Origin of the sequence: Rhodoferax sp., from assembly GCF_010365055.1 — a bacterium.
Classification (GTDB): domain Bacteria; phylum Pseudomonadota; class Gammaproteobacteria; order Burkholderiales; family Burkholderiaceae_C; genus Rhodoferax.
This window is the reverse complement of the sequence record NZ_JAAFHA010000003.1, coordinates 35,534-57,302: the sequence shown is the minus strand read 5'-3', so window position 1 is coordinate 57,302 and position 21,769 is coordinate 35,534. Positions and strand designations below refer to the sequence as shown.

General features: G+C 58.5%; 26 protein-coding genes. 23 read left to right on the top strand and 3 right to left on the bottom strand.

The features are described 5' to 3' along the window. Window positions 1-9 precede the first annotated feature (9 nt). The 4 genes from GZ093_RS01425 to GZ093_RS01410 all read left to right on the top strand — a co-directional run bounded on the left by GZ093_RS01425 (window position 10) and on the right by GZ093_RS01410 (window position 3,169). Entirely contained in the window at window positions 10-1,050 is a 1,041-nt protein-coding gene (locus GZ093_RS01425; RefSeq protein WP_296481056.1) for an RluA family pseudouridine synthase, read from the top strand. Continuing rightward, a complete protein-coding gene (locus GZ093_RS01420; RefSeq protein WP_296481054.1) occupies window positions 1,028-1,714 on the top strand; it encodes an HAD-IA family hydrolase in 687 nt (228 codons plus the stop codon). Before GZ093_RS01425 ends, GZ093_RS01420 begins: the two co-directional genes overlap by 23 nt. A gap of 27 nt (window positions 1,715-1,741) precedes the next feature. Then, window positions 1,742-2,098 carry a Rieske 2Fe-2S domain-containing protein gene (locus tag GZ093_RS01415; RefSeq protein WP_296481144.1) on the top strand — a complete coding sequence of 119 codons (357 nt, stop codon included), beginning with the start codon at window positions 1,742-1,744 and terminating at the stop codon, window positions 2,096-2,098. Between the two features lie 111 nt (window positions 2,099-2,209). Then, window positions 2,210-3,169 carry a S49 family peptidase gene (locus tag GZ093_RS01410; protein ID WP_296481141.1) on the top strand — a complete coding sequence of 320 codons (960 nt, stop codon included), beginning with the start codon at window positions 2,210-2,212 and terminating at the stop codon, window positions 3,167-3,169. Window positions 3,170-3,184: 15 nt separating this feature from the next. Here the strand turns inward: GZ093_RS01410 and GZ093_RS01405 are convergent, their stop codons facing one another. Both GZ093_RS01405 and GZ093_RS01400 read right to left on the bottom strand, forming a co-directional pair. Next, window positions 3,185-3,973: an SAM-dependent methyltransferase gene (locus GZ093_RS01405; RefSeq protein ID WP_296481052.1), complete on the bottom strand. Its 789-nt coding sequence runs from the start codon at window positions 3,971-3,973 to the stop codon at window positions 3,185-3,187. Further along, window positions 3,970-4,569, bottom strand: coding sequence for a Maf family nucleotide pyrophosphatase (locus GZ093_RS01400; RefSeq protein WP_296481050.1), 600 nt, complete (start codon window positions 4,567-4,569; stop codon window positions 3,970-3,972). The genes GZ093_RS01405 and GZ093_RS01400 overlap by 4 nt, the downstream gene beginning before the upstream one ends. 25 nt (window positions 4,570-4,594) lie before the next feature. Here GZ093_RS01400 and GZ093_RS01395 point away from each other — a divergent pair, with 25 nt between their 5' ends. The 13 genes from GZ093_RS01395 (at window position 4,595) to GZ093_RS01335 (ending at window position 15,487) form a co-directional block, all read left to right on the top strand. Beyond that, window positions 4,595-5,143 carry a YceD family protein gene (locus GZ093_RS01395; RefSeq protein WP_296481048.1) on the top strand — a complete coding sequence of 183 codons (549 nt, stop codon included), beginning with the start codon at window positions 4,595-4,597 and terminating at the stop codon, window positions 5,141-5,143. A 109-nt stretch (window positions 5,144-5,252) separates the two neighbouring features. Continuing rightward, window positions 5,253-5,435 carry a 50S ribosomal protein L32 gene (gene rpmF / locus GZ093_RS01390; RefSeq protein ID WP_011464025.1) on the top strand — a complete coding sequence of 61 codons (183 nt, stop codon included), beginning with the start codon at window positions 5,253-5,255 and terminating at the stop codon, window positions 5,433-5,435. Between the two features lie 106 nt (window positions 5,436-5,541). Next, window positions 5,542-6,591 (top strand): phosphate acyltransferase PlsX, encoded by a 1,050-nt coding sequence (gene plsX / locus GZ093_RS01385; protein WP_296481034.1) that lies wholly within the window; start codon window positions 5,542-5,544, stop codon window positions 6,589-6,591. A gap of 3 nt (window positions 6,592-6,594) precedes the next feature. Further along, complete coding sequence (locus GZ093_RS01380) at window positions 6,595-7,572, top strand: beta-ketoacyl-ACP synthase III (protein ID WP_296481032.1); 978 nt, start codon at window positions 6,595-6,597, stop codon at window positions 7,570-7,572. Between the two features lie 62 nt (window positions 7,573-7,634). Beyond that, on the top strand, window positions 7,635-8,600 hold the full coding sequence (fabD, locus tag GZ093_RS01375) for an ACP S-malonyltransferase (RefSeq protein ID WP_296481028.1): 966 nt from the start codon (window positions 7,635-7,637) through the stop codon (window positions 8,598-8,600). Further along, on the top strand, window positions 8,593-9,339 hold the full coding sequence (gene fabG, locus GZ093_RS01370; protein ID WP_296481025.1) for a 3-oxoacyl-ACP reductase FabG: 747 nt from the start codon (window positions 8,593-8,595) through the stop codon (window positions 9,337-9,339). Before fabD ends, fabG begins: the two co-directional genes overlap by 8 nt. Window positions 9,340-9,429: 90 nt before the next feature. Then, entirely contained in the window at window positions 9,430-9,669 is a 240-nt protein-coding gene (gene acpP / locus GZ093_RS01365; protein ID WP_011464030.1) for an acyl carrier protein, read from the top strand. A 140-nt stretch (window positions 9,670-9,809) separates the two neighbouring features. Next, window positions 9,810-11,057 carry a beta-ketoacyl-ACP synthase II gene (gene fabF, locus GZ093_RS01360; protein ID WP_296481013.1) on the top strand — a complete coding sequence of 416 codons (1,248 nt, stop codon included), beginning with the start codon at window positions 9,810-9,812 and terminating at the stop codon, window positions 11,055-11,057. Window positions 11,058-11,105: 48 nt separating this feature from the next. Continuing rightward, on the top strand, window positions 11,106-11,573 hold the full coding sequence (locus tag GZ093_RS01355; RefSeq protein WP_296481010.1) for a hypothetical protein: 468 nt from the start codon (window positions 11,106-11,108) through the stop codon (window positions 11,571-11,573). 6 nt (window positions 11,574-11,579) lie between these two features. Beyond that, window positions 11,580-12,227, top strand: a complete 648-nt coding sequence (rpoE, locus tag GZ093_RS01350) for an RNA polymerase sigma factor RpoE (RefSeq protein ID WP_296481008.1) — start codon at window positions 11,580-11,582, stop codon at window positions 12,225-12,227. 35 nt (window positions 12,228-12,262) lie between these two features. After that, window positions 12,263-12,904 (top strand): sigma-E factor negative regulatory protein, encoded by a 642-nt coding sequence (locus GZ093_RS01345; protein WP_296481006.1) that lies wholly within the window; start codon window positions 12,263-12,265, stop codon window positions 12,902-12,904. Continuing rightward, window positions 12,901-13,914, top strand: coding sequence for a MucB/RseB C-terminal domain-containing protein (locus GZ093_RS01340; protein WP_296481002.1), 1,014 nt, complete (start codon window positions 12,901-12,903; stop codon window positions 13,912-13,914). The genes GZ093_RS01345 and GZ093_RS01340 overlap by 4 nt, the downstream gene beginning before the upstream one ends. Window positions 13,915-14,008: 94 nt before the next feature. Further along, complete coding sequence (locus GZ093_RS01335) at window positions 14,009-15,487, top strand: Do family serine endopeptidase (protein WP_296481138.1); 1,479 nt, start codon at window positions 14,009-14,011, stop codon at window positions 15,485-15,487. 163 nt (window positions 15,488-15,650) lie between these two features. On the opposite strand, the gene GZ093_RS01330 is transcribed toward GZ093_RS01335, so the two are convergent. Next, window positions 15,651-15,932 (bottom strand): hypothetical protein, encoded by a 282-nt coding sequence (locus tag GZ093_RS01330; RefSeq protein WP_296480999.1) that lies wholly within the window; start codon window positions 15,930-15,932, stop codon window positions 15,651-15,653. Window positions 15,933-15,948: 16 nt separating this feature from the next. Here GZ093_RS01330 and lepA point away from each other — a divergent pair, with 16 nt between their 5' ends. The 6 genes from lepA to GZ093_RS01300 all read left to right on the top strand — a co-directional run bounded on the left by lepA (window position 15,949) and on the right by GZ093_RS01300 (window position 21,708). Then, the gene (lepA, locus tag GZ093_RS01325; protein WP_296480996.1) at window positions 15,949-17,760 is read left to right on the top strand and encodes a translation elongation factor 4; all 1,812 of its coding nucleotides are present in this window, start codon (window positions 15,949-15,951) and stop codon (window positions 17,758-17,760) included. Then, on the top strand, window positions 17,760-18,725 hold the full coding sequence (gene lepB / locus GZ093_RS01320) for a signal peptidase I (RefSeq protein WP_296480991.1): 966 nt from the start codon (window positions 17,760-17,762) through the stop codon (window positions 18,723-18,725). The genes lepA and lepB overlap by 1 nt, the downstream gene beginning before the upstream one ends. Window positions 18,726-18,740: 15 nt before the next feature. Continuing rightward, window positions 18,741-19,091, top strand: coding sequence for a DUF4845 domain-containing protein (locus GZ093_RS01315; protein WP_296480988.1), 351 nt, complete (start codon window positions 18,741-18,743; stop codon window positions 19,089-19,091). Window positions 19,092-19,115: 24 nt separating this feature from the next. Then, complete coding sequence (rnc, locus tag GZ093_RS01310; RefSeq protein WP_296480985.1) at window positions 19,116-19,802, top strand: ribonuclease III; 687 nt, start codon at window positions 19,116-19,118, stop codon at window positions 19,800-19,802. Between the two features lie 128 nt (window positions 19,803-19,930). Then, a complete protein-coding gene (gene era, locus GZ093_RS01305; RefSeq protein ID WP_296480981.1) occupies window positions 19,931-20,875 on the top strand; it encodes a GTPase Era in 945 nt (314 codons plus the stop codon). Window positions 20,876-21,207: 332 nt separating this feature from the next. Beyond that, window positions 21,208-21,708 carry an SHOCT domain-containing protein gene (locus GZ093_RS01300; RefSeq protein WP_296480978.1) on the top strand — a complete coding sequence of 167 codons (501 nt, stop codon included), beginning with the start codon at window positions 21,208-21,210 and terminating at the stop codon, window positions 21,706-21,708. Window positions 21,709-21,769: the final 61 nt, after the last annotated feature.

Genomic DNA, 21,769 nt, shown 5'->3' with positions numbered 1-21,769 from the left:
TCTTCGCTAGTGAAACACATTATAGGGGGCAATCCAGCCCCGCCAAAACCTCAGGTGACAACGATATGCGTCGATGAAGACTCGGCCGGGCAGCGTCTGGACAATTTTCTGATGGGCCACTTGAAGGGGGTGCCCAAAACCCATGTCTATCGCATCATTCGCAGTGGCGAAGTCAGGGTGAACAAAGGCCGCGCCACTGCCGATGCGCGGGTGGCAACGGGCGATACCGTGCGTCTGCCGCCGGTTCGAATTTCCGAGCGGGTGGCGGAAAAAGCCGAGGCGATGGCGCAAGGCATGGCGCGTGGCGCGCCGGCGCGTGATTTCCCCATTTTGTTTGAAGATGAACATGTGTTGGTGATCGACAAACCGGCCGGCGTGGCTGTGCATGGAGGCTCAGGCGTGAGCTTCGGCGTGATTGAACAATTGCGCATGGCCCGCCCACAAGCCAAGTTTCTGGAACTGGTGCACCGACTGGACCGCGACACCAGCGGCATTTTGCTGATTGCTAAAAAACGCAGTGCCCTGACCAAACTGCAAAGCCAATTTCGCGAGCGTGAAACCGGTAAGACCTATCTGGCCTTGGTGGCCGGGCACTGGCCTGCCAACAAGAAGGTTTTGGACAAACCGCTCTACAAATACCTGCTGCCTGCCAAGGACGGCAGTGCTGGCGAGGGTGAACGACGGGTCAAGGTGGTGCCCCGCGACGACCCCGAGGGCATGCCGTCAGTCACTCTGGTGAAAGTCCGGGCGAGCAAAGCCACTGCATTTACCTTACTGGAAGTCACGATCAAGACCGGGCGCACGCACCAGATCCGTGTCCATCTTGCCAGCGAGGGCTATCCGATCGCAGGCGATGATAAATATGGCGACTTTGGCCTGAACAAAAAATTATTGCAGTCCGGGTCACGGCCCGCCCTCAAACGCATGTTTTTGCATGCCTGGCGCTTGCAGTTCAACCATCCTGCCAGCGGTGAGCGACTGGAACTGCTGGCCCCCCTCCCCACTGAACTTGAAGCTTTTTCCGACCATGCCGCACCTTCTGCATCCTGAGACATCCAGAGCACGCCAGTTCGATTTGATTGCCTTCGACTGGGACGGCACCTTGTTTGATTCCACGGCCATCATCACGCGTTGCATTCAAAACGCCGTGCGTGACGTGGGCGGCGCGGTGCCGAGCGACAAGGATGCGGCCTATGTGATCGGCATGGGCTTGATGGAGGCTTTGGCGCACGCGGCGCCGGACGTGCCGGTGGAGAAATACCCCCAGTTGGGCGCGCGTTACCGCCACCATTATCTGGCCCGCCAAAGTGACATCAGCTTGTTTGAGGGCGTGTTGTCGCTGCTGGCAGATTTGAAGACGCGCCAGCACTGGCTGACGGTGGCCACCGGCAAGAGTCGGCGTGGCCTGGACGACGCCTTGCAGGCAGTAGAACTCAAGGGTTTGTTCGATGCATCGCGCACGGCGGATGAAACGGCGGGCAAGCCCGATCCCCGCATGTTGCAGGAACTGATGCGCGAGTTTGATGTCGCACCACAGCGCACGCTGATGATTGGTGACACCACGCACGATCTGCAAATGGCACTCAACGCCGGTTGTGCCAGCGTGGCGGTGAGCTATGGCGCCCATGAGCCTGAGGCGTTTGCTGCCTTGCGTCCTCGCTTCATTGCCCATTCGGTGGGCGATCTGCACCACTGGCTGCTGGGCAATGCCTGACAGCCTTGAGTCCCGCGCGTGGAGCAAATGATCCCCCTGTGCCCGTCGGCTGATTTGATCGACAGTGGCGACGGCGTGCCGTTTGCCGTGGTCTATTGCAGCCGCGCTGGGCGTGGCTTTGCCATCCGTTATCAAGGCCAGGTCTATGCTTATTTGAATCAGTGCTCGCATGTGCCGATGGAAATGGACTACCAGCCCAACCATTTTTTTGACGGTACCGGCCACTGGTTGATGTGTGCCACACACGGTGCCATTTATTCACCCCAGACCGGCCACTGTCGCATGGGTCCGTGCCGGGGTGGCTTGATCAAGATTGATGTTTCCGAAGTTGGTGGCGTCGTGCACTGGCATACTGCCCCCAATCTCAAACCCCTAGAGTTTTAAATGATCGAACCCAACAACCCCGAGACAGCGGCCAAAGCGACGGTTGCGACCAATGCGGAAGCTTTTGAACAAAATCAGGGCTCAGCCCACGTCAGTAGTGAACAGGATGCTATGAAAAATGACATGAAAAGTGAAACACCCGGCAGTCCCGGTTGGGAGCGCGCCACCCTGGAGACGCTGGCATTTGCGTCGCTGACTGAGCAGCGGGCCGCGCGGCGCTGGCGTATTTTTATGCGGCTGGCCTGGCTGGTGTTCTTCATCTCGGTGGCGTGGCTGGCCCTGAGTCAGAATGGTGCGTCCCGTGCCGTCTCCAAGCCGCATACGGCTGTCGTGGAGATCAAGGGCGAAATTGCGTCTGATGCGGACGCCAGCGCAGACGCAATTGTGTCTGCCTTGCGGGATGCCTTTGAAGACGCAGGCGCCCAGGCGGTGGTGCTGTTGATCAATTCACCTGGTGGCAGCCCGGTCCAGGCGGGCATCATCAATGACGAGCTGCTGCGCCTCAAAGCCAAGCACAAGAAGCCGGTCTACGCCGTGGTCGAAGAGACCTGCGCATCGGCCGCCTATTACATTGCTGTGGCGGCTGACCAGATTTTTGTCGACAAGGCCAGCATCGTGGGCAGCATTGGCGTGCTGATGGATGGTTTTGGCTTTACTGGTCTGATGGAAAAGCTGGGGGTCGAGCGGCGTCTGATGACGGCCGGCGAAAACAAGGGTTTTCTGGACCCATTTAGCCCGCAAACCGAGACACAACGCGCTTTTGCCCAGGCCATGCTGGATCAGATTCACCAGCAGTTCATCAGCGTGGTCAAGGCCGGACGCGGGAGCCGGCTCAAGGAAACACAGGAGACATTTAGCGGCTTGTTCTGGAGCGGACAGCAAGCGATTGAACTCGGACTGGCGGACCAGTTGGGCAACCTTGATTTTGTGGCGCGTGAAGTGGTCCAAGCCGAAGACATCGTGGACTACACCCGCCGCGAAAATGTGGCCGAACGTCTGGCCAAGCGGTTTGGCGCAGCGATTGGCCAGGGCGCGGTACAGGCGATTCGCTCGCTGCCGGCACTGCGCTAAGCCCGCTTCACTCGATTACCGCCCCAGCGCAAAAACCGCTGGCGTTGAATTGTCCAGCGGCGAGGTGTGTTGCCGCCAGGCCTTGACGGTTTCGCTGCGGCAGACACCGCGGCTTAAGGTGAGGCCGCTGCACACCGCCAACCGCGTGTTGTGCTGCAGTGTCTGTAAGAGCGTCTGAAGCATGGCCGCGTTGCGGTACGGGGTTTCAATAAACAGCTGGGTCTGCCCGGTTTTGAGTGCCAAAGATTCAAGTTCCCGCACGCTCTGGGCCCGCTCGGCCGGGTCTTGCGGCAGGTAGCCTACAAAGGCAAAGTTCTGGCCGTTGAGCCCGCTGGCGGCCAGTGCCAGCAACAGTGAAACCGGGCCCGTGAGCGGCACCACTTCTATTCCCAGATCATGCGCGGCGCGCACGACCGAGGAGCCCGGGTCCGCTACCGCTGGCATGCCGGCTTCGCTGACCAGTCCCACGTCATGCCCTTGCAGTGCGGGTGTCAAGAGATGACGGGCGTCAAAGTTGCCGCCGTGATCGCCCTTCTTGTGCACTTCGCGTGGCAACTCCTGAATGTGCAGGGCCTGCAGCGGCACGCTCAGCGGCGTGAGGTCGTTCACCCGTTTCAGATAGGCACGGGCCGACTTGGCATTTTCACAAACCCAGTATTGGAGGCGCGCCGCCACCGTCAGGGTGCCCCAAGGCATGGTATTTTGCAAGTTGACGTCGCTGGCACAGCCAAAGTCCAGTGGCGCGGGCACCAGGTAGAGTTTGCCGCTTGCAGCCTGCGTGGGGACGGCCGGAGTCGTTGTCATACGCCCAACACCTTGATGCCGGCAGCCTGAATCATGCGGCAGGTGCGGATCAGCGGCAAACCTACCAGAGCCGTCGGGTCGTCGTTGTCAATGCTGTCGAGCAAAGCAATTCCCAGACCTTCACTTTTGGCGCTCCCGGCGCAGTCGTAAGGTGTCTCGGCAAGCAGGTAGGCTTCGATCTCAGCGTCTGAGATGTGACGAAAATTCACCTTCACCTGGGCCAAATCCATCTGTGCAAAGCCGGTATCAAGGCAAACCACTGCTACCGCAGTCTGGAAAATCACCGACTTGCCACGCATCTGCTGCAACTGGGCGACGGCGCGGGCGTGGTTGCCGGGCTTGCCAAGGGCCTGTCCGTCCAGTTCCGCCACTTGGTCCGAGCCAATCACGACGCAGGCCGGAGACCGTGCGGCCACGGCACGGGCCTTGGCCATGGCCAGACGGCAGGCCAGCTGCTGCGGTGCTTCGCCAGACTGTGCTGATTCGTCGACATCGGGCGCGACGACGTCAAATGGAATGCGCAGCCGCGCCAGCAGTTCGCGGCGGTAGGGCGAGGTGGAGCCCAGGATGAGTTTGCGTTGAGTAGGTTGAGACATGCCGTGATTCTCTTACACTGCGGGCATGAAACAAGAGTCCCCCCCAACCCATCTGGATGTCAAGGCCTTTGCGCAGGCTGCAAGCGAAATTGCTGGACATGATTCGCTGTCCAACTATGTGCGCCTGCTGGAAGAAACAAAAGGGCAGGGCGCTGATCGGATCATCAATTGGTCGGCGCGCGGCGAGTTTCGGACCGACGAAGCGGGCACTGAGCAGGTCTGGCTGCATTTGACGGTTGATGCCAGTTTGCCCTTGACTTGCCAGCGTTGCCTGGATCCGGCGGATATTGCCGTCGTCGTCAACCGGTCTTTCCGATTTGTTGGCAGTGAAGAGGCGGCAGCAGCCCAGGACGAAGAGGCAGAAGAAGATGTGCTGGTTTTGAGCCATGACTTCAGCCTGGCTGATCTGATTGAAGACGAGGTGCTGATGGCCTTGCCGGTGATCCCCCGCCATGACACATGTCCGGTGGCGCCCAAATTGGCAGCGGTGGATCCGGGTTTTGAGGCGGCAGCTACTGAAAAGCGCAATCCTTTCGCCGTGCTGGCCAAGCTCCAGCACGGCAAAGGCAGTTGAGACGGCGAGGTACGCTATAATTTGCGGCTTCGCGCGGATCAAAAAATCGCGTGTTTCACTAACCCCACGTTGTTGCAGCCTTCGCAACACACCTGCCAAGGAGCCGATCATGGCCGTTCAACAAAACAAAAAATCACCCTCCAAGCGCGGCATGCACCGTGCGCACAATGCCTTGGTCGTGCCGGGTATTGCGGTTGAGTCCACCACGGGCGAGACCCATCTGCGTCACCACATCAGCCCGAATGGCTTTTATCGTGGCCGCCAGGTTCTCAAGACCAAGTCAGAAGCCTGATCGTTTTTCCAAATCAAGGCCCGGGGCTGCTATGTGTGTAGCCTCGGGCCTTTGTTTTGATGTGCCTGGAAATCGGATTTCATTCGCTTGGGTGGGTTAGCCTGTCATGATCACTATCGCTGTCGACTGTATGGGGGGCGATCATGGTCCGCGCGTCACACTGCCTGCCTGTCGTCATTTTTTGGATCGTCACGCCGATGCAGAGTTGCTGCTGGTGGGGCGGCCGGAGAGTCTGGGCGCATTTTCCCATCCACGTGCCAGAGCGGTCGCGGCCAGCGAGGTCGTCGGTATGGACGATCCGCTGGAAGTCGCTCTTCGGCGGAAAAAAGATTCTTCCATGCGGGTGGCTATCCAGCAGGTCAAGGATGGCGTCGCGCAGGCCGCAGTGTCGGCCGGCAACACCGCCGCCTTGATGGCCATCTCTCGTTACCTGCTTAAAACCCTCGACGGTATTGACCGCCCGGCCATTGCCGGTCAGATTCCCAATGCCAAAGGTGACGCGACGACCGTGCTCGACATGGGGGCCAATGTTGATTGTTCGGCCGAGCACTTGCTTCAGTTTGCGATGATGGGCTCCGCCTTGGTGTCGGTCCTGAGTGGCAATGACAGTCCCAGCGTGGGCTTGCTCAATATTGGCGAAGAAGCGATTAAAGGCAACGAAGTTATAAAAAAAGCAGGCGAACTGCTTCGAACTGCTGCTAGAGCGGGGGATTTGAATTTCTATGGCAATGTTGAGGGCAACGACATTTTCAAGGGAACGGCTGACATCGTCGTGTGCGATGGTTTCGTTGGCAACGTCGCCTTGAAAGCCAGTGAAGGACTGGCGACGATGATCGTCGACTTCTTGAAAATAGAATTCTCCCGCAACATTTTGACCAAAGTGGCGGCAATTGCTGCTTATCCCATCATTTCGGCGCTTAAAAAGCGCATGGATCACCGTCGCTACAACGGTGGTGCCTTGTTGGGCTTACGCGGCCTGGTCTTCAAGAGCCACGGTTCCGCCGATGAGGTGGCATTTGAGTACGCTCTGACGCGGGCGTATGATGCCGCGCGGAACAACCTGCTAGACCGCGTCAAGGTCCGGATCGCCCACGCGGCCCCGCTGTTGGGCGCCAGCGGGGGATCTTTTCCATCCGAAGCTGTCATACTTGACTGATTAATGAAACTCTTTTCACGTATCACCGGTACCGGCAGCTATCTGCCACCCCGTCGACTGAGCAACGCCGATCTGGCGGCAGAACTCGCCACGCAAGGCATTGAAACGTCGGATGATTGGATTGTTGAGCGCACGGGTATTCGAGCCCGTCATTTTGCGGCACCTGAGGTCTGTAGCAGTGATTTGGGCCTTGAAGCCGCGCGTCTGGCCTTGCAGGCCGCCGGGGTGCAGGCGCAAGAAATCGATCTGATCATCGTGGCGACTTCCACCCCCGACATGGTGTTCCCCTCGACCGCATGTATCTTGCAGGACAAGTTGGGCGCCAATGGCTGCCCGGCTTTCGACGTGCAGGCGGTTTGCAGCGGCTTTATCTACGCTTTGAGCATTGCCGACGCGATGATCAAGACCGGCGCTGCCAGCAAGGCATTGGTCATTGGTGCTGAAGTTTTTTCGCGCATCCTCAATTTCAAGGACAGAACCACCTGCGTGCTGTTCGGCGATGGGGCCGGTGCCGTGGTGCTGGAAGCGTCTGACACGCCCGGCATACTCGCCAGCGATCTGCATGCGGACGGCAAGCACGTGGGCATACTGTGTGTGCCGGGCCATGTGTCGGGCGGCAATGTGCTGGGCCAACCCTTGCTGCAAATGGATGGCCAGGCCGTGTTCAAGTTGGCTGTGGGCGTGCTTGATGCGGCCGCTCGCGCCACGCTGGCCAAGGCGGGCAAGACTGCGGCCGATATTGACTGGCTGATTCCGCACCAGGCCAATCTGCGCATCATGCAAAGCAGCGCCAGAAAGCTCAAGTTGCCGATGGACAAAGTCATCGTCACCGTCGACCAGCACGGCAATACCTCTGCGGCTTCCATTCCGCTGGCGCTTGACGCCGGGGTGCGGAGCGGCAAGGTCAAGCCCGGCGAATTGCTGCTGCTCGAAGGCGTGGGCGGCGGTTTTACCTGGGGTGCTGTGCTTCTAAATTTGTAGGATAAATGGCAATAAAGACGGGGGCTAGCGCCTCATTTAGCAAAAATATTGAAAATTACTGCATGCAAGCATTCGCTTTTGTTTTTCCCGGTCAAGGCTCCCAGTCCGTGGGTATGCTGGATGCATGGGGTGATCATCCCGTGGTGCTGGAGGCGCTCCAAGAAGCCTCTGAAGCCTTGGGCGAAGACGTCGGGCGCCTCATCAAGGACGGACCCAAAGAAGACCTGGCCCTGACAACGAATACCCAGCCGGTCATGTTGGTGGCCGGGGTGGCGGCGTACCGTGCCTGGCTGGCTGAGACCGGCGCGGCACCATCCGCTGTGGCGGGCCATTCGCTGGGCGAGTATTCGGCACTGGTGGCAGCCGGTGTGCTCACACTTGCGCAAGCAGCTCCCCTGGTGCGTTTTCGCGCCCAGGCGATGCAGGATGCCGTGCCTGTCGGCGTGGGTGCGATGGCGGCCATTCTCGGTTTGGATGCGCCAAAAGTCATCGAAGGCTGCGCCGAGGTTGCCCATGAATTCGCCGGGATGGCCGATGAAGTCGTGGAAGCCGTCAATTTCAATGATCCGTTGCAGACGGTCATTGCCGGTAGCAAGGCTGCCGTTGAGAGAGCCTGCGTGGTGTTAAAGGCCAAGGGCGCCAAGCGGGCCCTGTCGCTGCCGGTGTCAGCGCCGTTTCATTCCAGTTTGATGAAACCGGCCGCCATCAGGCTTAGAGAAAGACTGCAGGCGGTCGAGTTTTTGCCACCCCAGATCACCCTCATCAACAATGTGGATGTTGCGGTCGAGGTGGACCCAGACCGGATTCGCGATGCTTTGTACCGCCAGGCCTTCGGGCCGGTGCGGTGGGTTGAATGCATACGGGCGCTCAAGGCGCGCGGATTGACTACCCTTGTGGAATGCGGTCCCGGCAAGGTGTTGGCTGGAACGGTCAAGCGCATTGACCCGGAATTGAACGGCGTTGCGCTGTCAGACCCAGCCAGCCTGGCTGAGCTTAAAAATCTACTTTTGGGTGCGGCACATGAGTGAGATCAAATTTGAAGGACAAGTCGCTCTGGTCACCGGTGCATCCCGTGGGATTGGCGCCGCCATTGCCCTGGAATTGGCAAACCGGGGGCTGAAGGTCATCGGCACGGCCACGACCGACGCCGGGGCGACAATAATTGCGCAAGCTCTGGCGGCCTTCCCGGGGTGCAGCGGCAGGGCACTCGATGTCACTGACGGGCCTGCTGCGCAAACCCTGATTGATGCGATCGTCAAAGAGCATGGCGGCTTGCAGGTGCTGGTGAACAACGCTGGCATCACCCGCGACAACTTGGCGATGCGGATGAAAGATGACGAATGGGATGCCGTGATCGACACCAACCTCAAGGCGGTATTTCGCATGAGTCGTGCCGTCATGCGCACCATGATGAAGCAGCGCTATGGCCGCATCATCAACATCACCTCCGTGGTGGGCGCATCAGGTAATCCGGGGCAGGCCAACTACGCGGCCGCCAAGGCCGGCGTGGCGGGTATGACCCGCGCGCTGGCGCGTGAGCTGGGCTCGCGCAGTATCACGGTCAATTGCGTGGCACCCGGTTTTATCGAAACCGACATGACCGCCAGCCTGCAGGAAGAGCAGAAAAAAGCATTGGTGAATCAAATCCCGCTGGGGCAACTCGGCCAACCCGCAGACATCGCCCACGCGGTGGCCTATCTGGCTTCGCCACAAGCGGGGTACGTGACCGGGCAGGAGTTGCACGTCAATGGTGGCATGTACATGTAAGCCGATTTATCCGCTCGGCAGCCGGATTGGGGCATCCGCCCTGCGCCCGGCTAGAATCGCGGATTAATTTACAACACTCTGAGTGAACCCATGAGCGATATTGAAGCACGCGTTAAGAAAATCATTGCCGAACAACTCGGTGTGGAAGAAGCACAAGTCACCAGTGAAAAGGCCTTTGTGGCCGATCTGGGGGCTGATTCGCTCGACACAGTAGAGCTGGTGATGGCCCTGGAAGACGAGTTCGGCATTGAAATTCCGGACGAAGACGCTGAAAAAATCACCACGGTGCAAAACGCCATCGATTACGCCAATACGCACAAGAAAGCGTAAGGGGCCGTGCTGGCGACGTGCGTGCGCGTTGCTGCACTTGCATGTCACGGACTGAGCGGCTTTTTGGCGCCAGTCTGCAAGTCTGGTTCAGTGCCGCTGCTGGCGGCTTTCTTTAGCTCAACTACTGGCTGCAAATTCTTATGTCCCGTCGTCGCGTTGTCGTAACAGGTTTGGGGTGTGTCAGTCCCGTGGGCAACACGGTGGCCGACACCTGGGCGAACCTGTTGGCCGGAAAGTCCGGCATTGGTCTCATTACCAAGTTTGATGCCTCCAGCTTTTCCTGCAAGATTGCCGGTGAAGTCAAAGGATTTGATCTCGGGTCTTACATCGGCAGCAAAGAAGCGCGCACGATGGACACCTTTATTCACTTTGGCATTGCGGCGGCCAGTCAGGCCGTGGCCGATGCCGGTCTGCCCACTGGCGACGCGCTGGCAGAGGATCTTGCTGTCCGCATCGGCTGTTTGATCGGTTCGGGCATTGGCGGCTTGCCAATGATCGAGGACATGCACACCGAGTTCGTCAACCGGGGCGCACGCCGTATTTCCCCGTTTTTTGTGCCGTCCACGATTGTCAACATGATTGCTGGCCATGTGGCGATTCGCTGTGGCTTCAAAGGGCCCAATATGGCCATCGTGTCGGCCTGTACCACGGGTCTGCACTGCATCGGTGAAGCCGGTCGCATGATTGAATATGGGGATGCCGACGTCATGGTAGCGGGTGGCTCTGAAGCCGCGGTGTCGGCCTTGGGTGTTGGTGGCTTTGCCGCCATGCGGGCTTTGAGCACCCGCAACGATGACCCCCAAACGGCCTCGCGCCCGTGGGACCGGGACCGGGATGGCTTTGTGTTGGGTGAAGGTGCCGGCGTGATGGTGCTCGAAGAGTACGAACACGCCAAGGCCCGCGGTGCCAGGATTTACGCCGAGTTGGCTGGTTTTGGCATGAGCGCCGATGCCGGCCACATGACCGCGCCCAACATGGACGGCCCACGCCGCGCCATGCTCAATGCCATGCGCAACGCCGGGGTCAACGCCGATCAGGTGGACTATTTGAATGCCCACGGGACCTCCACGCCATTGGGGGATCTGAACGAAACCAATGCCATCAAAGCGGCGTTGGGAGACCATGCGAAGAAGACGGTGGTGAATTCGACCAAGTCCATGACCGGTCACCTGCTGGGCGGTGCTGGCGGCCTGGAGTCCATCATTACCGTGCTGGCGCTGTATCACCAGAAGAGCCCGCCGACCACCAATATTTTCAACCAGGATCCTGAGTGCGATCTTGACTACTGCGCCAATACGGCGCGCGACATGAAAATTGATGTTGCCCTGAAAAACAACTTCGGGTTTGGTGGTACCAATGGCTCGCTTGTTTTCAAGCGCGCGCCCTGACGTTTGCTTGTCACTGCACCCAATTTTTACAATTTGACTGATTCCAGCATGCACAGCGCCCCAGCGGTTAGTTATCCGGTGGGGCGTTCGCGTTTCCAGGGTTGGCTGGTGCTAGGGCTGGGGTTGGGCGCCAGCGTGACGGGCGGCTATTGGCTGCAACGGGTCGACGCGGTCGGGTGGCGTCAATGGGTATTTGCTGGGGTTCTGCTGGGCGCCTGTGGCGCTGCGGCGCTGGCCTGGCGCCGCAACGCCCAGGGCATTTTGCAGTGGGATGGGCAAGCCTGGCACTGGACTGGCGCTGATGCGTCGATCCCGGTGCAGTTGACCGTTCATCTTGATGGGCAGTTTGTTCTGTTGTTGAGCTTGCGCCCAGACACGGGTCGGCGCCGCTGGCTCTGGCCAGAACGTCGGGTTGACGTGTTGCATTGGAACGCTTTGCGCCGGGCTGTCTTTTCTCCTGCTGGTCCGAGACAAATTCAAGGTGGCAGCGTGGGTGTCTACCCATCAAATGGATGACGTGTTGTGAGCGCGGACTCAACCAATCCTCCTGTGCCAGCGCAGATCAGGGCCACTGACAGTGACTTGATGCTGGTGGAGCGCGCCGTCGCGGGTGATCAGAGCGCCTACGAGCTGCTCGTCATCAAGTACCAGCGCCGGATTCAGCGCCTGATTGGCCGCATGGTGCGTGACGTGGATCTGGTGGAAGACATTGCCCAGGAGACTTTCATTCGGGCCTACCAAGCCTTGCACCAGTTTCGCGGCGACGCCCAGTTTTACACCTGGCTGTACCGCATTGCGGTCAACACCGCCAAGAAATTCTTGATGGAACTCAAGCGCGACCCGACGGTGTCGGAGAACGCTTTTAAATCAGATGACGAGGGTGATGAAACTTCTTGGGCCGGAAATGAACCAACCAGCAACGAAACGCCGGAGTCGGTGCTGGCCGCCAAAGAAATTGCCATTGCGGTCGATGCTGCTCTCGCGGATTTACCCGAGGACTTGCGGCAAGCGCTGACTTTGCGGGAAATTGAAGGCTTGAGCTATGAGGAAATTTCGGAAGTAATGGCTTGTCCGGTTGGCACCGTTCGCTCTCGAATTTTCCGCGCGCGCGAAGCGATATCCAATATTGTGAAACCCATGCTGGAAAGACAGACCGGCAAGCGCTGGTAAGCCACCGGTAGAGATGGGAAAAACGGGAATTGATGATGCAAGAAGCTGCGAACAATCGTGAACTGGTATCGGCGCTGGCCGACGGGCAGTTGCGCGGTGAGGAATTCGCCCACACGGTCGAATGGATCAATCAGACCGAAGAGGCGCGACTCACTTGGCACACCTATCATCTGGTGGGTGATGTGTTGCGCGCCAGTGAGCCGGTGGTGAGTGCGCGCGACGCCGATTTTCTGCGGGGCTTGAAATTGCGTTTGCAGCAGGAGTCGGCGCCATTGCGCGATGTAAAAGCTACTGTTTTAGTAGCTGATGAACAATATTCTACGGGGGTTGGCAGGCAAAATGATGCAAAATACTCGAGCGCCAACGACAGTCGCTTTGGCTGGAAGATGCTGGCCGGTTTCGCATCGTTGTCGACGCTGGCGGTGATTGGCTGGCAGATGGCCAGCGGCGGGGGCGCTCTGAGCGCAGCGCCGCGACTCGCGCAGGTGCCCGTTCAGGCAACCCAGCCCGAAGCCGGGTCAGCGCAAGGTGGCACCGGTGTCGATCGGCAGCGCATGATCCGCGACCCGCAACTTGATGCACTCCTGGCGGCACACAAACAATTTGGCGGCACATCGGCGCTGCAGGGGCCGGCCGGGTTTCTGCGCAACGCCACGTTCGAGGGAGTCGCCCCTTGACTCGTCGCCTCGCTGGCCTCCTGCTCGTGGCGCTGAGCGCCACAGCAATGGCCCAGACCACGCGTACTGCTACGGCGCCTGAAGTCGTTGGCCGTCCGGTGGCTGAGCGTAGCGTGGGCGACTGGTTGCAGCGCATGCACGATGCGTCGCGTCAGCGCGCTTATGTGGGCACATTCGTGGTTGCGGGCGGCGGGCGCTTGTCAAGTGCCCGCATTTGGCATGTCTGCGACGGCACGCAGCAGATGGAGCGCGTCGAGTCACTGACCGGCGCGCCGCGCTCCACTTTTCGCCGCAACGACCAAGTGCTGACGTTTCTGCCAGAGAGCCGGGTGGTGCTGGCAGAAAGGCGCGAGTCATTGGGACTGTTTCCGCAGTTGCTGAAGTCAAACAGCGCCTCCATTGCGCAGCATTACCGTGTTCGTGAGATGGGCAGCGAGCGGGTGGCCGGCTTTGAAGCCGATGTGGTCGAGCTGCGGCCGACTGATACTTTGCGTTTTGGCTACCGGGTCTGGATCGAGAAGGACACCGGATTGACGGTCAAGCTGCAAACCCTGGACGGGCAGGGGCAGGTGCTGGAGCAGGCGGCTTTCTCCGATTTGAAATTTGATGCGCCCATCAGCATGGCCAATCTTGAGCAGATGATGGGCCACACCGAAGGCTACACGCTCGAGAAGCCTGAAATGCGTAAAACCACAGCCGAAGCCGAGGGCTGGGTTTTGAGGCAAGGGGTGCGCGGCTTCCACCCAATGAGTTGCTACCAGCGCTCCGTGGGGGGGCCTCAAGCTCGGCAAGCGCCTACGCTGCAATGGATTTTTTCGGACGGGCTCGCATCTGTTTCGCTTTTTATCGAACCTTTTGTGGCCGGGCGACACGGTCAGCCAAAGAGCCTGGCCATGGGCGCCACGCACACCCTGACGCGGCGATTTGGGGACTGGTGGCTCACAGCGGTGGGCGAAGTGCCGACCGAAACGCTGGCGGCTTTTGCGCAGGGGCTTGAGCGACAAAAATGAAACCCTATCTGGGGGCTATGCGGGACAGACCCCAAGCGCACTCAAGCCCGGTTTTCCACTGGTCAATTATTTGTTTATTAAAGAAAGGTCGATGATGATTCCTGTCGATTTGAAGAAACTGAATTCTTACGTTCTCGCCGCTGCTCTTGCCGTGACGGCATCGGTCGCTCTGGTGCCGGTGTCGCAGGCGGTGGCCCAGGTGCGCACCTTGCCGGACTTTACTGACCTGGTGGAGCAAGTGGGGCCATCGGTGGTGAACATTCGCACGCTTGAAAAGACGGCGCCTTCTGCCGGTGGCGCTGTCGACGAGCAAATGCTGGAGTTTTTCCGTCGCTTTGGGCTGCCGATTCCGAACATGCCCAATGTCCCCAATAGTCCGCACCGGACGCCGCCCAAGAACCATCCGCCGATACCCGACGACGCCCAGCCGCGCGGTGTTGGCTCCGGCTTCATCCTGTCGGCGGACGGTCTCATCATGACCAATGCCCATGTCGTCGACGGCGCTGACGAGGTGCTGGTGACGCTGACGGACAAACGCGAGTTCAAGGCCAAAATCATTGGGGCCGACAAGCGCAGTGATATTGCGGTGGTCAAGATCGACGCGACCGGCTTGCCGGCTGTCAAGGTGGGCGATGTGAGTCGGCTCAAGGTGGGCGAATGGGTAATGGCGATCGGGTCGCCATTTGGCTTGGACAACACGGTCACGGCCGGCATAGTGAGCGCCAAGCAGCGCGACACGGGCGACTATTTGCCCTTCATTCAGACCGATGTGGCCATCAATCCTGGCAATTCGGGCGGCCCCTTGATCAACATGCGCGGCGAAGTGGTGGGCGTCAACAGCCAGATCTATTCGCGCTCGGGTGGCTCCATGGGCATCTCGTTCGCCATTCCGATGGACGAAGCGTTTCGCGTCAGCGAGCAGTTGCGCGTGTCGGGCCGCGTCTCGCGCGGACGCATCGGTGTGCAGATTGACCAGGTGACGAAAGAGGTGGCGGAGTCCATTGGTTTGGGCAAGCCCCAGGGTGCGCTGGTCCGCGGTGTAGAGCCCGGCTCGCCTGCCGAGAAAGCTGGCGTGGAAGCGGGAGACATCATTTTGAAGTTTGAAGGCAAAGCGGTCGAAAAATCAAGCGACTTGCCGCGCATGGTTGGGAGCACCAAACCGGGCACCCGCAGCAGCTTGACCGTGTTTCGCCGTGGCAGCCAAAAAGAGTTGACGGTCACCATTGCCGAGCTTGAAGCAGACAAGGTCGCTGCCAAGGCGCCTGACAAGCTCGAAAAGCCCAACGCATCCAGTGCCGGGCAGGCGCTTGGACTGGCGGTAAGCGAGTTGACGGATGCGCAAAAGAAAGAACTCAAGATCAAAGGCGGGGTGCGGGTCGAAGCGGCGACCGATGCAGCGGCCCGTGCTGGCATCCGGGAAGACGACGTGATTGTTGCCGTCGCCAATGTGGCGGTCACCAATATCAAGGAGTTTGAGAACGCGCTGGCAAAACTTGACAAGAGCAAAGCAGTTAGCGTCCTGCTACGGCGCGGTGAATGGGCTCAATATGCGGTGATTCGACCGATTCGCTGACCAAGTAGGCTCTGTAAGACCCCAGAGTGCAGATGGGCTTGTTATTTTTTTGCCCATCTTTTTCTTGAATGCAAGTGTGCGTTCACTAACTTGTGATTCTCGCTCTTCGTGTTTTGGTTAGAATGGGTGGTCCCAATCGACCGTTGAAGGCATATGAAGATGGTCAAACTCCACGATGCGGGAAAATGAAGATGGACCAACAAATGGTCCACAGTTCGCCCACAAGTTGTCCAGAGGCCGATCCATCAACCATGTTGATAAGCTGTGTATAATTTTTTGTTGCTGCTCTGCAACGCCCCAGTGTGACTGTTTTTGGGCTGTCCATTTCAGGCTTTTTGCCTACAATGAAGTTCCAGCTATCGCAGTTGCCAATGATTGTTGGTTCAGGGCGCGTCAATATTTGACGTGCCCTTTTTTCTTGGTCGTCATTGTTTTTACCAATCACTTGAAGCTCCCCCTTGATGAATCACATCAGAAACTTTTCAATCATTGCGCACATTGACCACGGCAAATCCACCCTGGCGGATCGTTTGATTCAACGCTGCGGCGGTCTGCAAGAGCGGCAGATGGAGGCGCAGGTGCTGGACTCGATGGACATTGAGAAAGAGCGTGGGATAACCATCAAGGCGCAGACGGCGTCGCTCAAATACAAGGCGCAGAACGGTCAGATTTACAACCTCAATTTGATTGACACCCCGGGGCACGTCGACTTCTCGTATGAAGTCAGTCGTTCGCTCTCGGCCTGCGAAGGGGCGCTGCTGGTGGTGGATGCCAGCCAAGGGGTCGAGGCCCAAACGGTGGCCAACTGCTACACCGCACTTGACTTGGGGGTGGAGGTGGTGCCGGTCTTGAACAAGATGGATTTGCCCAATGCCGATCCTGACAACGCCAAGATTGAAATTGAAGACGTGATTGGCATTGATGCCACCGACGCCATTGCCTGTTCGGCCAAAACCGGCATGGGGATTGAAGAAATCCTTGAAGCCGTGGTGGCTCGCATGCCGCCGCCCAAGGGCAACCCGGCGGGTCCGCTGCGCGCCATGATTGTCGACAGCTGGTTCGACACCTATGTCGGCGTCGTGATGCTGGTGCGGGTGGTTGATGGGCGCCTGGCCAAAGGCGAACGCATCAAGATGATGGCCACCGGCACCATGTACAACGCCGACAACCTGGGTGTCTTCACCCCCGCCAATGAGCCACGTGATTCATTGGAGGCGGGTGAGGTGGGTTACATCATTGCCGGCATTCGCGAGCTGCAGGCCGCCAAAGTGGGTGACACCATCACCCTGATCAAAACCGGTACTGGCGGTGCTGCCTTTACCGCCACCGAGCCCTTGCCGGGTTTCAAGGAAATCCAGCCGCAGGTGTTTGCCGGCCTTTATCCGACCGAGGCGAGCGAGTATGAGGGGCTGCGCGACAGTCTTGAGAAGCTCAAACTCAACGACTCGTCGCTGCGCTATCAGCCTGAAGTGTCACAGGCATTGGGTTTTGGCTTTCGCTGCGGCTTCTTGGGACTGCTGCACATGGAGATCGTGCAGGAGCGGCTGGAGCGCGAGTTTGATCAGGACCTGATCACCACGGCGCCGAGCGTGGAATACCAGGTGGTGCAGGCCGATGGCAGCATCAAGATGGTCGAGAACCCGGCCAAGATGCCCGACCAGGGCCGGCTGGACGAAGTGCGCGAGCCCATCGTCACAGTGCACTTGTACATGCCGCAGGATTACGTCGGTGCGGTGATGACGCTGGCCAACCAGAAGCGCGGTGTGCAGATGAACATGGCCTACCATGGCCGCCAGGTGATGCTCACCTATGAGATGCCGCTGGCCGAGATCGTGATGGACTTCTTTGACAAGCTCAAGAGCGTATCGCGCGGCTATGCGTCGATGGATTACGAGTTCAAGGAATACCGCGCCGCTGACGTGGTGAAGGTCGATATTTTGCTCAACGGCGACAAGGTCGATGCGCTGTCCATCATCGTGCACCGCTCCCAGTCGCAGTACCGGGGCCGTGCCGTGGTGGCCAAAATGCGCGAGATCATCTCGCGCCAAATGTACGACGTGGCGATCCAGGCCGCCATTGGCTCCAACGTGATAGCGCGTGAGACAATTCGCGCCATGCGCAAGAACGTGATCGCCAAGTGCTATGGCGGCGACATTTCGCGCAAGCACAAGCTCCTAGACAAACAAAAAGAAGGTAAGAAACGCATGAAACAGATTGGTTCAGTGTCCGTGCCGCAAGAGGCATTTTTGGCTATTTTGCAGGTGGACTCTTAATGCAAGTTCTTACCGCGTTCATTCTGGCGGCCTTTGTCGGCTACGCCGGTGCCTGGTACTTTGGCATGTTGGAGGGAAACTTTGCCTTGTTGTTGTTCATGGCCACTGTGGTGACCGGTATCTACTGGCTGGCCGAGCGCTTTTATTTCCTGCCGCAGCGGCAGAAGGCGGTCGCCTTGCTGGAGGCCGACGCCATCAAGCGCCGCGAAGCCCTGGCCAAACAAGGCATCAGCCAGGTCGACCTGGATGTCACCGAGGCCCGGGTTCGCCTGCTGGCGCAGCCTTGGTGGCTGGATTGGACGGCAGGCCTGTTCCCTGTGATCATCGCCGTTTTCTTCTTGCGCTCCTTCCTGTTCGAGCCCTTCAAGATTCCGTCGGGTTCCATGATTCCGACCCTGATGGTTGGCGACCTGATTCTGGTCAACAAGTTCCACTACGGTGTGCGCCTGCCGGTGATCAATACCAAGATCACCGAGGGCACGCCACCGCAGCGTGGCGATGTCATGGTGTTCCGCTATCCACCCAAACCAAGCCTCGATTACATCAAGCGCGTCGTCGGTCTCCCCGGCGACGAGGTGGCCTATCTGAACAAGCGCCTCACCATCAACGGGCAGGTGATTGAAACCACTGCCGTGCCCGAATTCTTCGACGAAGACGCCATGCGCTACTTCAAGCAGTTCGAGGAGACCCTGGGCGAGCACAAGCACCGCTTGCTCAATGACGATGCCCGACCCGCCTTTATTCCGGGCGCGGATGACTTTGAGTTCAAACAAAACTGTCGCTACAGTGTCGAGGGCGTCGTGTGCAAAGTGCCGGCCGGGCACTACTTCATGATGGGCGACAACCGCGACAACTCGCTGGACTCGCGTTATTGGGGCTTTGTGCCAGACAAAAACATTGTCGGCAAAGCATTTTTTGTCTGGATGAACTTCAGCAGCTTGAAGCGCATCGGTTCGTTCAACTGATTGGGAGGATGCAGCATGGTTCAGTTCAAATCCAAGCAGCGCGGCCTGTCTTTTTTGGGGCTCTTGTTTGTCGGTGGTCTGCTGGCTGTGGCTGGCGTCATTGCCGCCCAAATTGTGCCCACGGCGATTGAATACCAGACCGTTATCAAAGCGGTGAACAAGGCCAGCGAAGGCAATTCGGTGGCCGAAGTGCGCAGCATTTTTGACAAGGCGGCGGCGGTCGACAACATCACCTCTGTGGCTGGCAAAGACCTGGAAGTCACCAAAGAGAACGACAAAATCATCGTCAGTTTTGCCTACCAGCGCGAGATTCATCTGGCCGGCCCGGGCTACCTGACGCTCAAATACGCCGGGCGTTCCCGTTGATGCGACGAGCGCAGAGGTATCGGTTTGAATAGTGGTTTGACGGCGCTGCAAGCTCGTTTGCAGCATGAGTTTTCCGACCGGGGTCTGTTGACGCGCGCGCTCACGCATCGCAGTTTTTCGATTGATCACAATGAACGGCTGGAATTTTTGGGCGACTCGGTGCTTGGCCTGGCCGTCGCTGACCTGCTGTACGAGCGCCTGAGCACGCTGCCCGAGGGCGATTTGTCGCGCGTGCGTGCCAATCTGGTCAAGCAAGACACGCTGCACCATCTGGCCGAGGGCTTGGGCTTGCCGCAGGTCATTCGCCTGGGCGAAGGCGAGGCACGCTCGGGCGGACACAAGCGCCCCTCCATCCTGGCCGATGCGCTGGAGGCCGTCATCGGTGCGGTTTATCTGGATGCCGGATTTACCGTGGCGCAAGCCCTGGTGCGGCGTTTGTTCCAGGCGGTCGACATCAAATCCGACATGGACGCCATCGGCAAAGACCCCAAGACGGAACTGCAGGAATGGCTGCAAGGGCGCAAGATGAACCTGCCGCTGTACCGGGTGGTGGCCACCCTGGGGGCGGCGCACAAGCAGACGTTTGACGTCGAATGCGAAATTGTTGAACTTAATTTTTCAGAACGTGGCATCGGCGGTTCCCGTCGTGCTGGCGAACAAGCCGCAGCTGCTGCGATGCTGCAAACACTCAAGGCAAAGGCCGGGCAATGACTGCTTCAAAAACAACTGTTAAAACACCAAAACCCAAGAAATTGGATGTCGCCAAATCATCTGCTTCTAAATCGATAGCTGATGATGTAATAATGACGGGGGCTGAAGGTCAAAATGACATAGAAAGCATGCTCAAAAGCATGCGCGTGGGCGCTGCGCCGGCTGTGCCAGTTGAAGGCCAGCGCTGCGGCTTGATCGCCATCGTGGGCAAACCCAACGTCGGTAAATCGACCTTGATGAATGCGCTGGTGGGTCAGAAGATCAGCATCACCTCGCGCAAGGCGCAAACCACGCGCCACCGCATCACCGGCATCCACAGCCAGGGCGTGTCGCAGTTCGTGTTTGTGGATACCCCCGGCTTCCAGACCCGCCACAACAACGCGCTGAACCGTTCGCTCAACAAGACCGTGCTCGGCGCCGTCGGCGATGTGGACCTGATTCTGTTCGTGGTGGAGGCGGGCATGTTCAACCAGGCCGACGCCAAGGTGCTGGAGCTTCTGGGCAAAGACATTCCCACCTTGCTGGTGGCCAACAAGCTGGACCAGGTCACGCGCCGCGCCGACATCGCGCCCTGGTTGCAGGAGATGCAACAGCGCCACGCCTTTGCCGAGTTTGTGCCCATGTCGGCCAAGAACGCCAAGGACATCGAGCGCATGCTGGGCATCTGCGAAAAATACCTGCCCGAGCAGGCCTGGTGGTACGCCGAGGACGAGCTCACCGACCGCAGCGAGAAGTTTTTGGCCAGCGAGACCGTGCGCGAAAAGCTGTTCCGCCTGACCGGCGACGAGCTGCCCTACACCTCGACCGTGGTGATAGACAAGTTCGAGGAAGAGCCCGGTCGCGGCAAACAAAAGCGGCTCTTACGCATTGCCGCCACCATCGTGGTCGAGCGTGACACGCACAAAGCCATGGTGATCGGCGACAAGGGCGAGCGCATCAAGCGCATCGGCATGGAAACCCGCGTCGAACTGGAAAAGGCACTGGACTGCAAGGTGTTTATCGAGATGTGGGTGAAAGTGCGCTCGGGGTGGGCTGATGATGAGGCGCGCGTGCGTTCGTTCGGCTACCAGTAGGCGCTGAAAATCTTAATTTGACGCTCGCATGGCTGTTGGGTAGGCGTGGGTGCCAGGCGATGGCTTGGGGCGGCGTCCTCATGCTGTCAAAGGCCCAGAAATCGGCCACCGCCCCAACCCATCGCCTGCTGGCGAGCATAGTTTGAACGCGGATGGAAAGTCAAAATGGCTGATGGCCAAGATGGCGGGAGCACCCGTTTGCAGCGCAGTCACCCAAATCCTTTCCATTTTTGGGAGAAATTCGTGGGGAAAATCCAGTTAGACTGAACTGCGGAGGCTGTGACTGGGTGCATTAGCGGCAATTTGTTGTCGTGAACAAACAAAGGGAAAACATGAAAAAATGCCTCGCGTCAGTGGCTATCTTATTGGCGGGCTGCGCTAACCCAGGAGTGGTTCAGCTATCGCCGGACACCTACATTTTGTCGAGAGAAGACCATGCAGGCATATTTGGAAGTTCCAGCTCATTGAAGGCTGGCGTAATCGCAGACGCAAACGCCTTTGCCGCGAGTCATGGGAAAGTTGCGATTCCAATTTCGGTTCATGAAAAACCTGTTGGCAACACGCCTGGAAGTTGGGCCAAGTTTGACTACCAATTCCGAGTTCTTGATAAAAATGATCCTGAAGTACGCCGTACGTCACTTGTTCAACGAGCGGATGTGGTGATCGAAAAGACAGAGAAGATTTCTGCTGACGTCAGAACAAAAGAGCAGACGTCAAAGCCGAAAGACACATATTCAGAGTTAATAAAGCTAGACGATTTGAGGGAAAAAGGAATCCTTTCTGAAACTGAGTTTGCAGCACAGAAACAAAGGCTTCTAAACAGTTCTGATTAGTAAATTCTCAATGTGGATCCGTGGGGCGTGGAGACTAACCGTCTGTTTTCAGTCTTCGGAT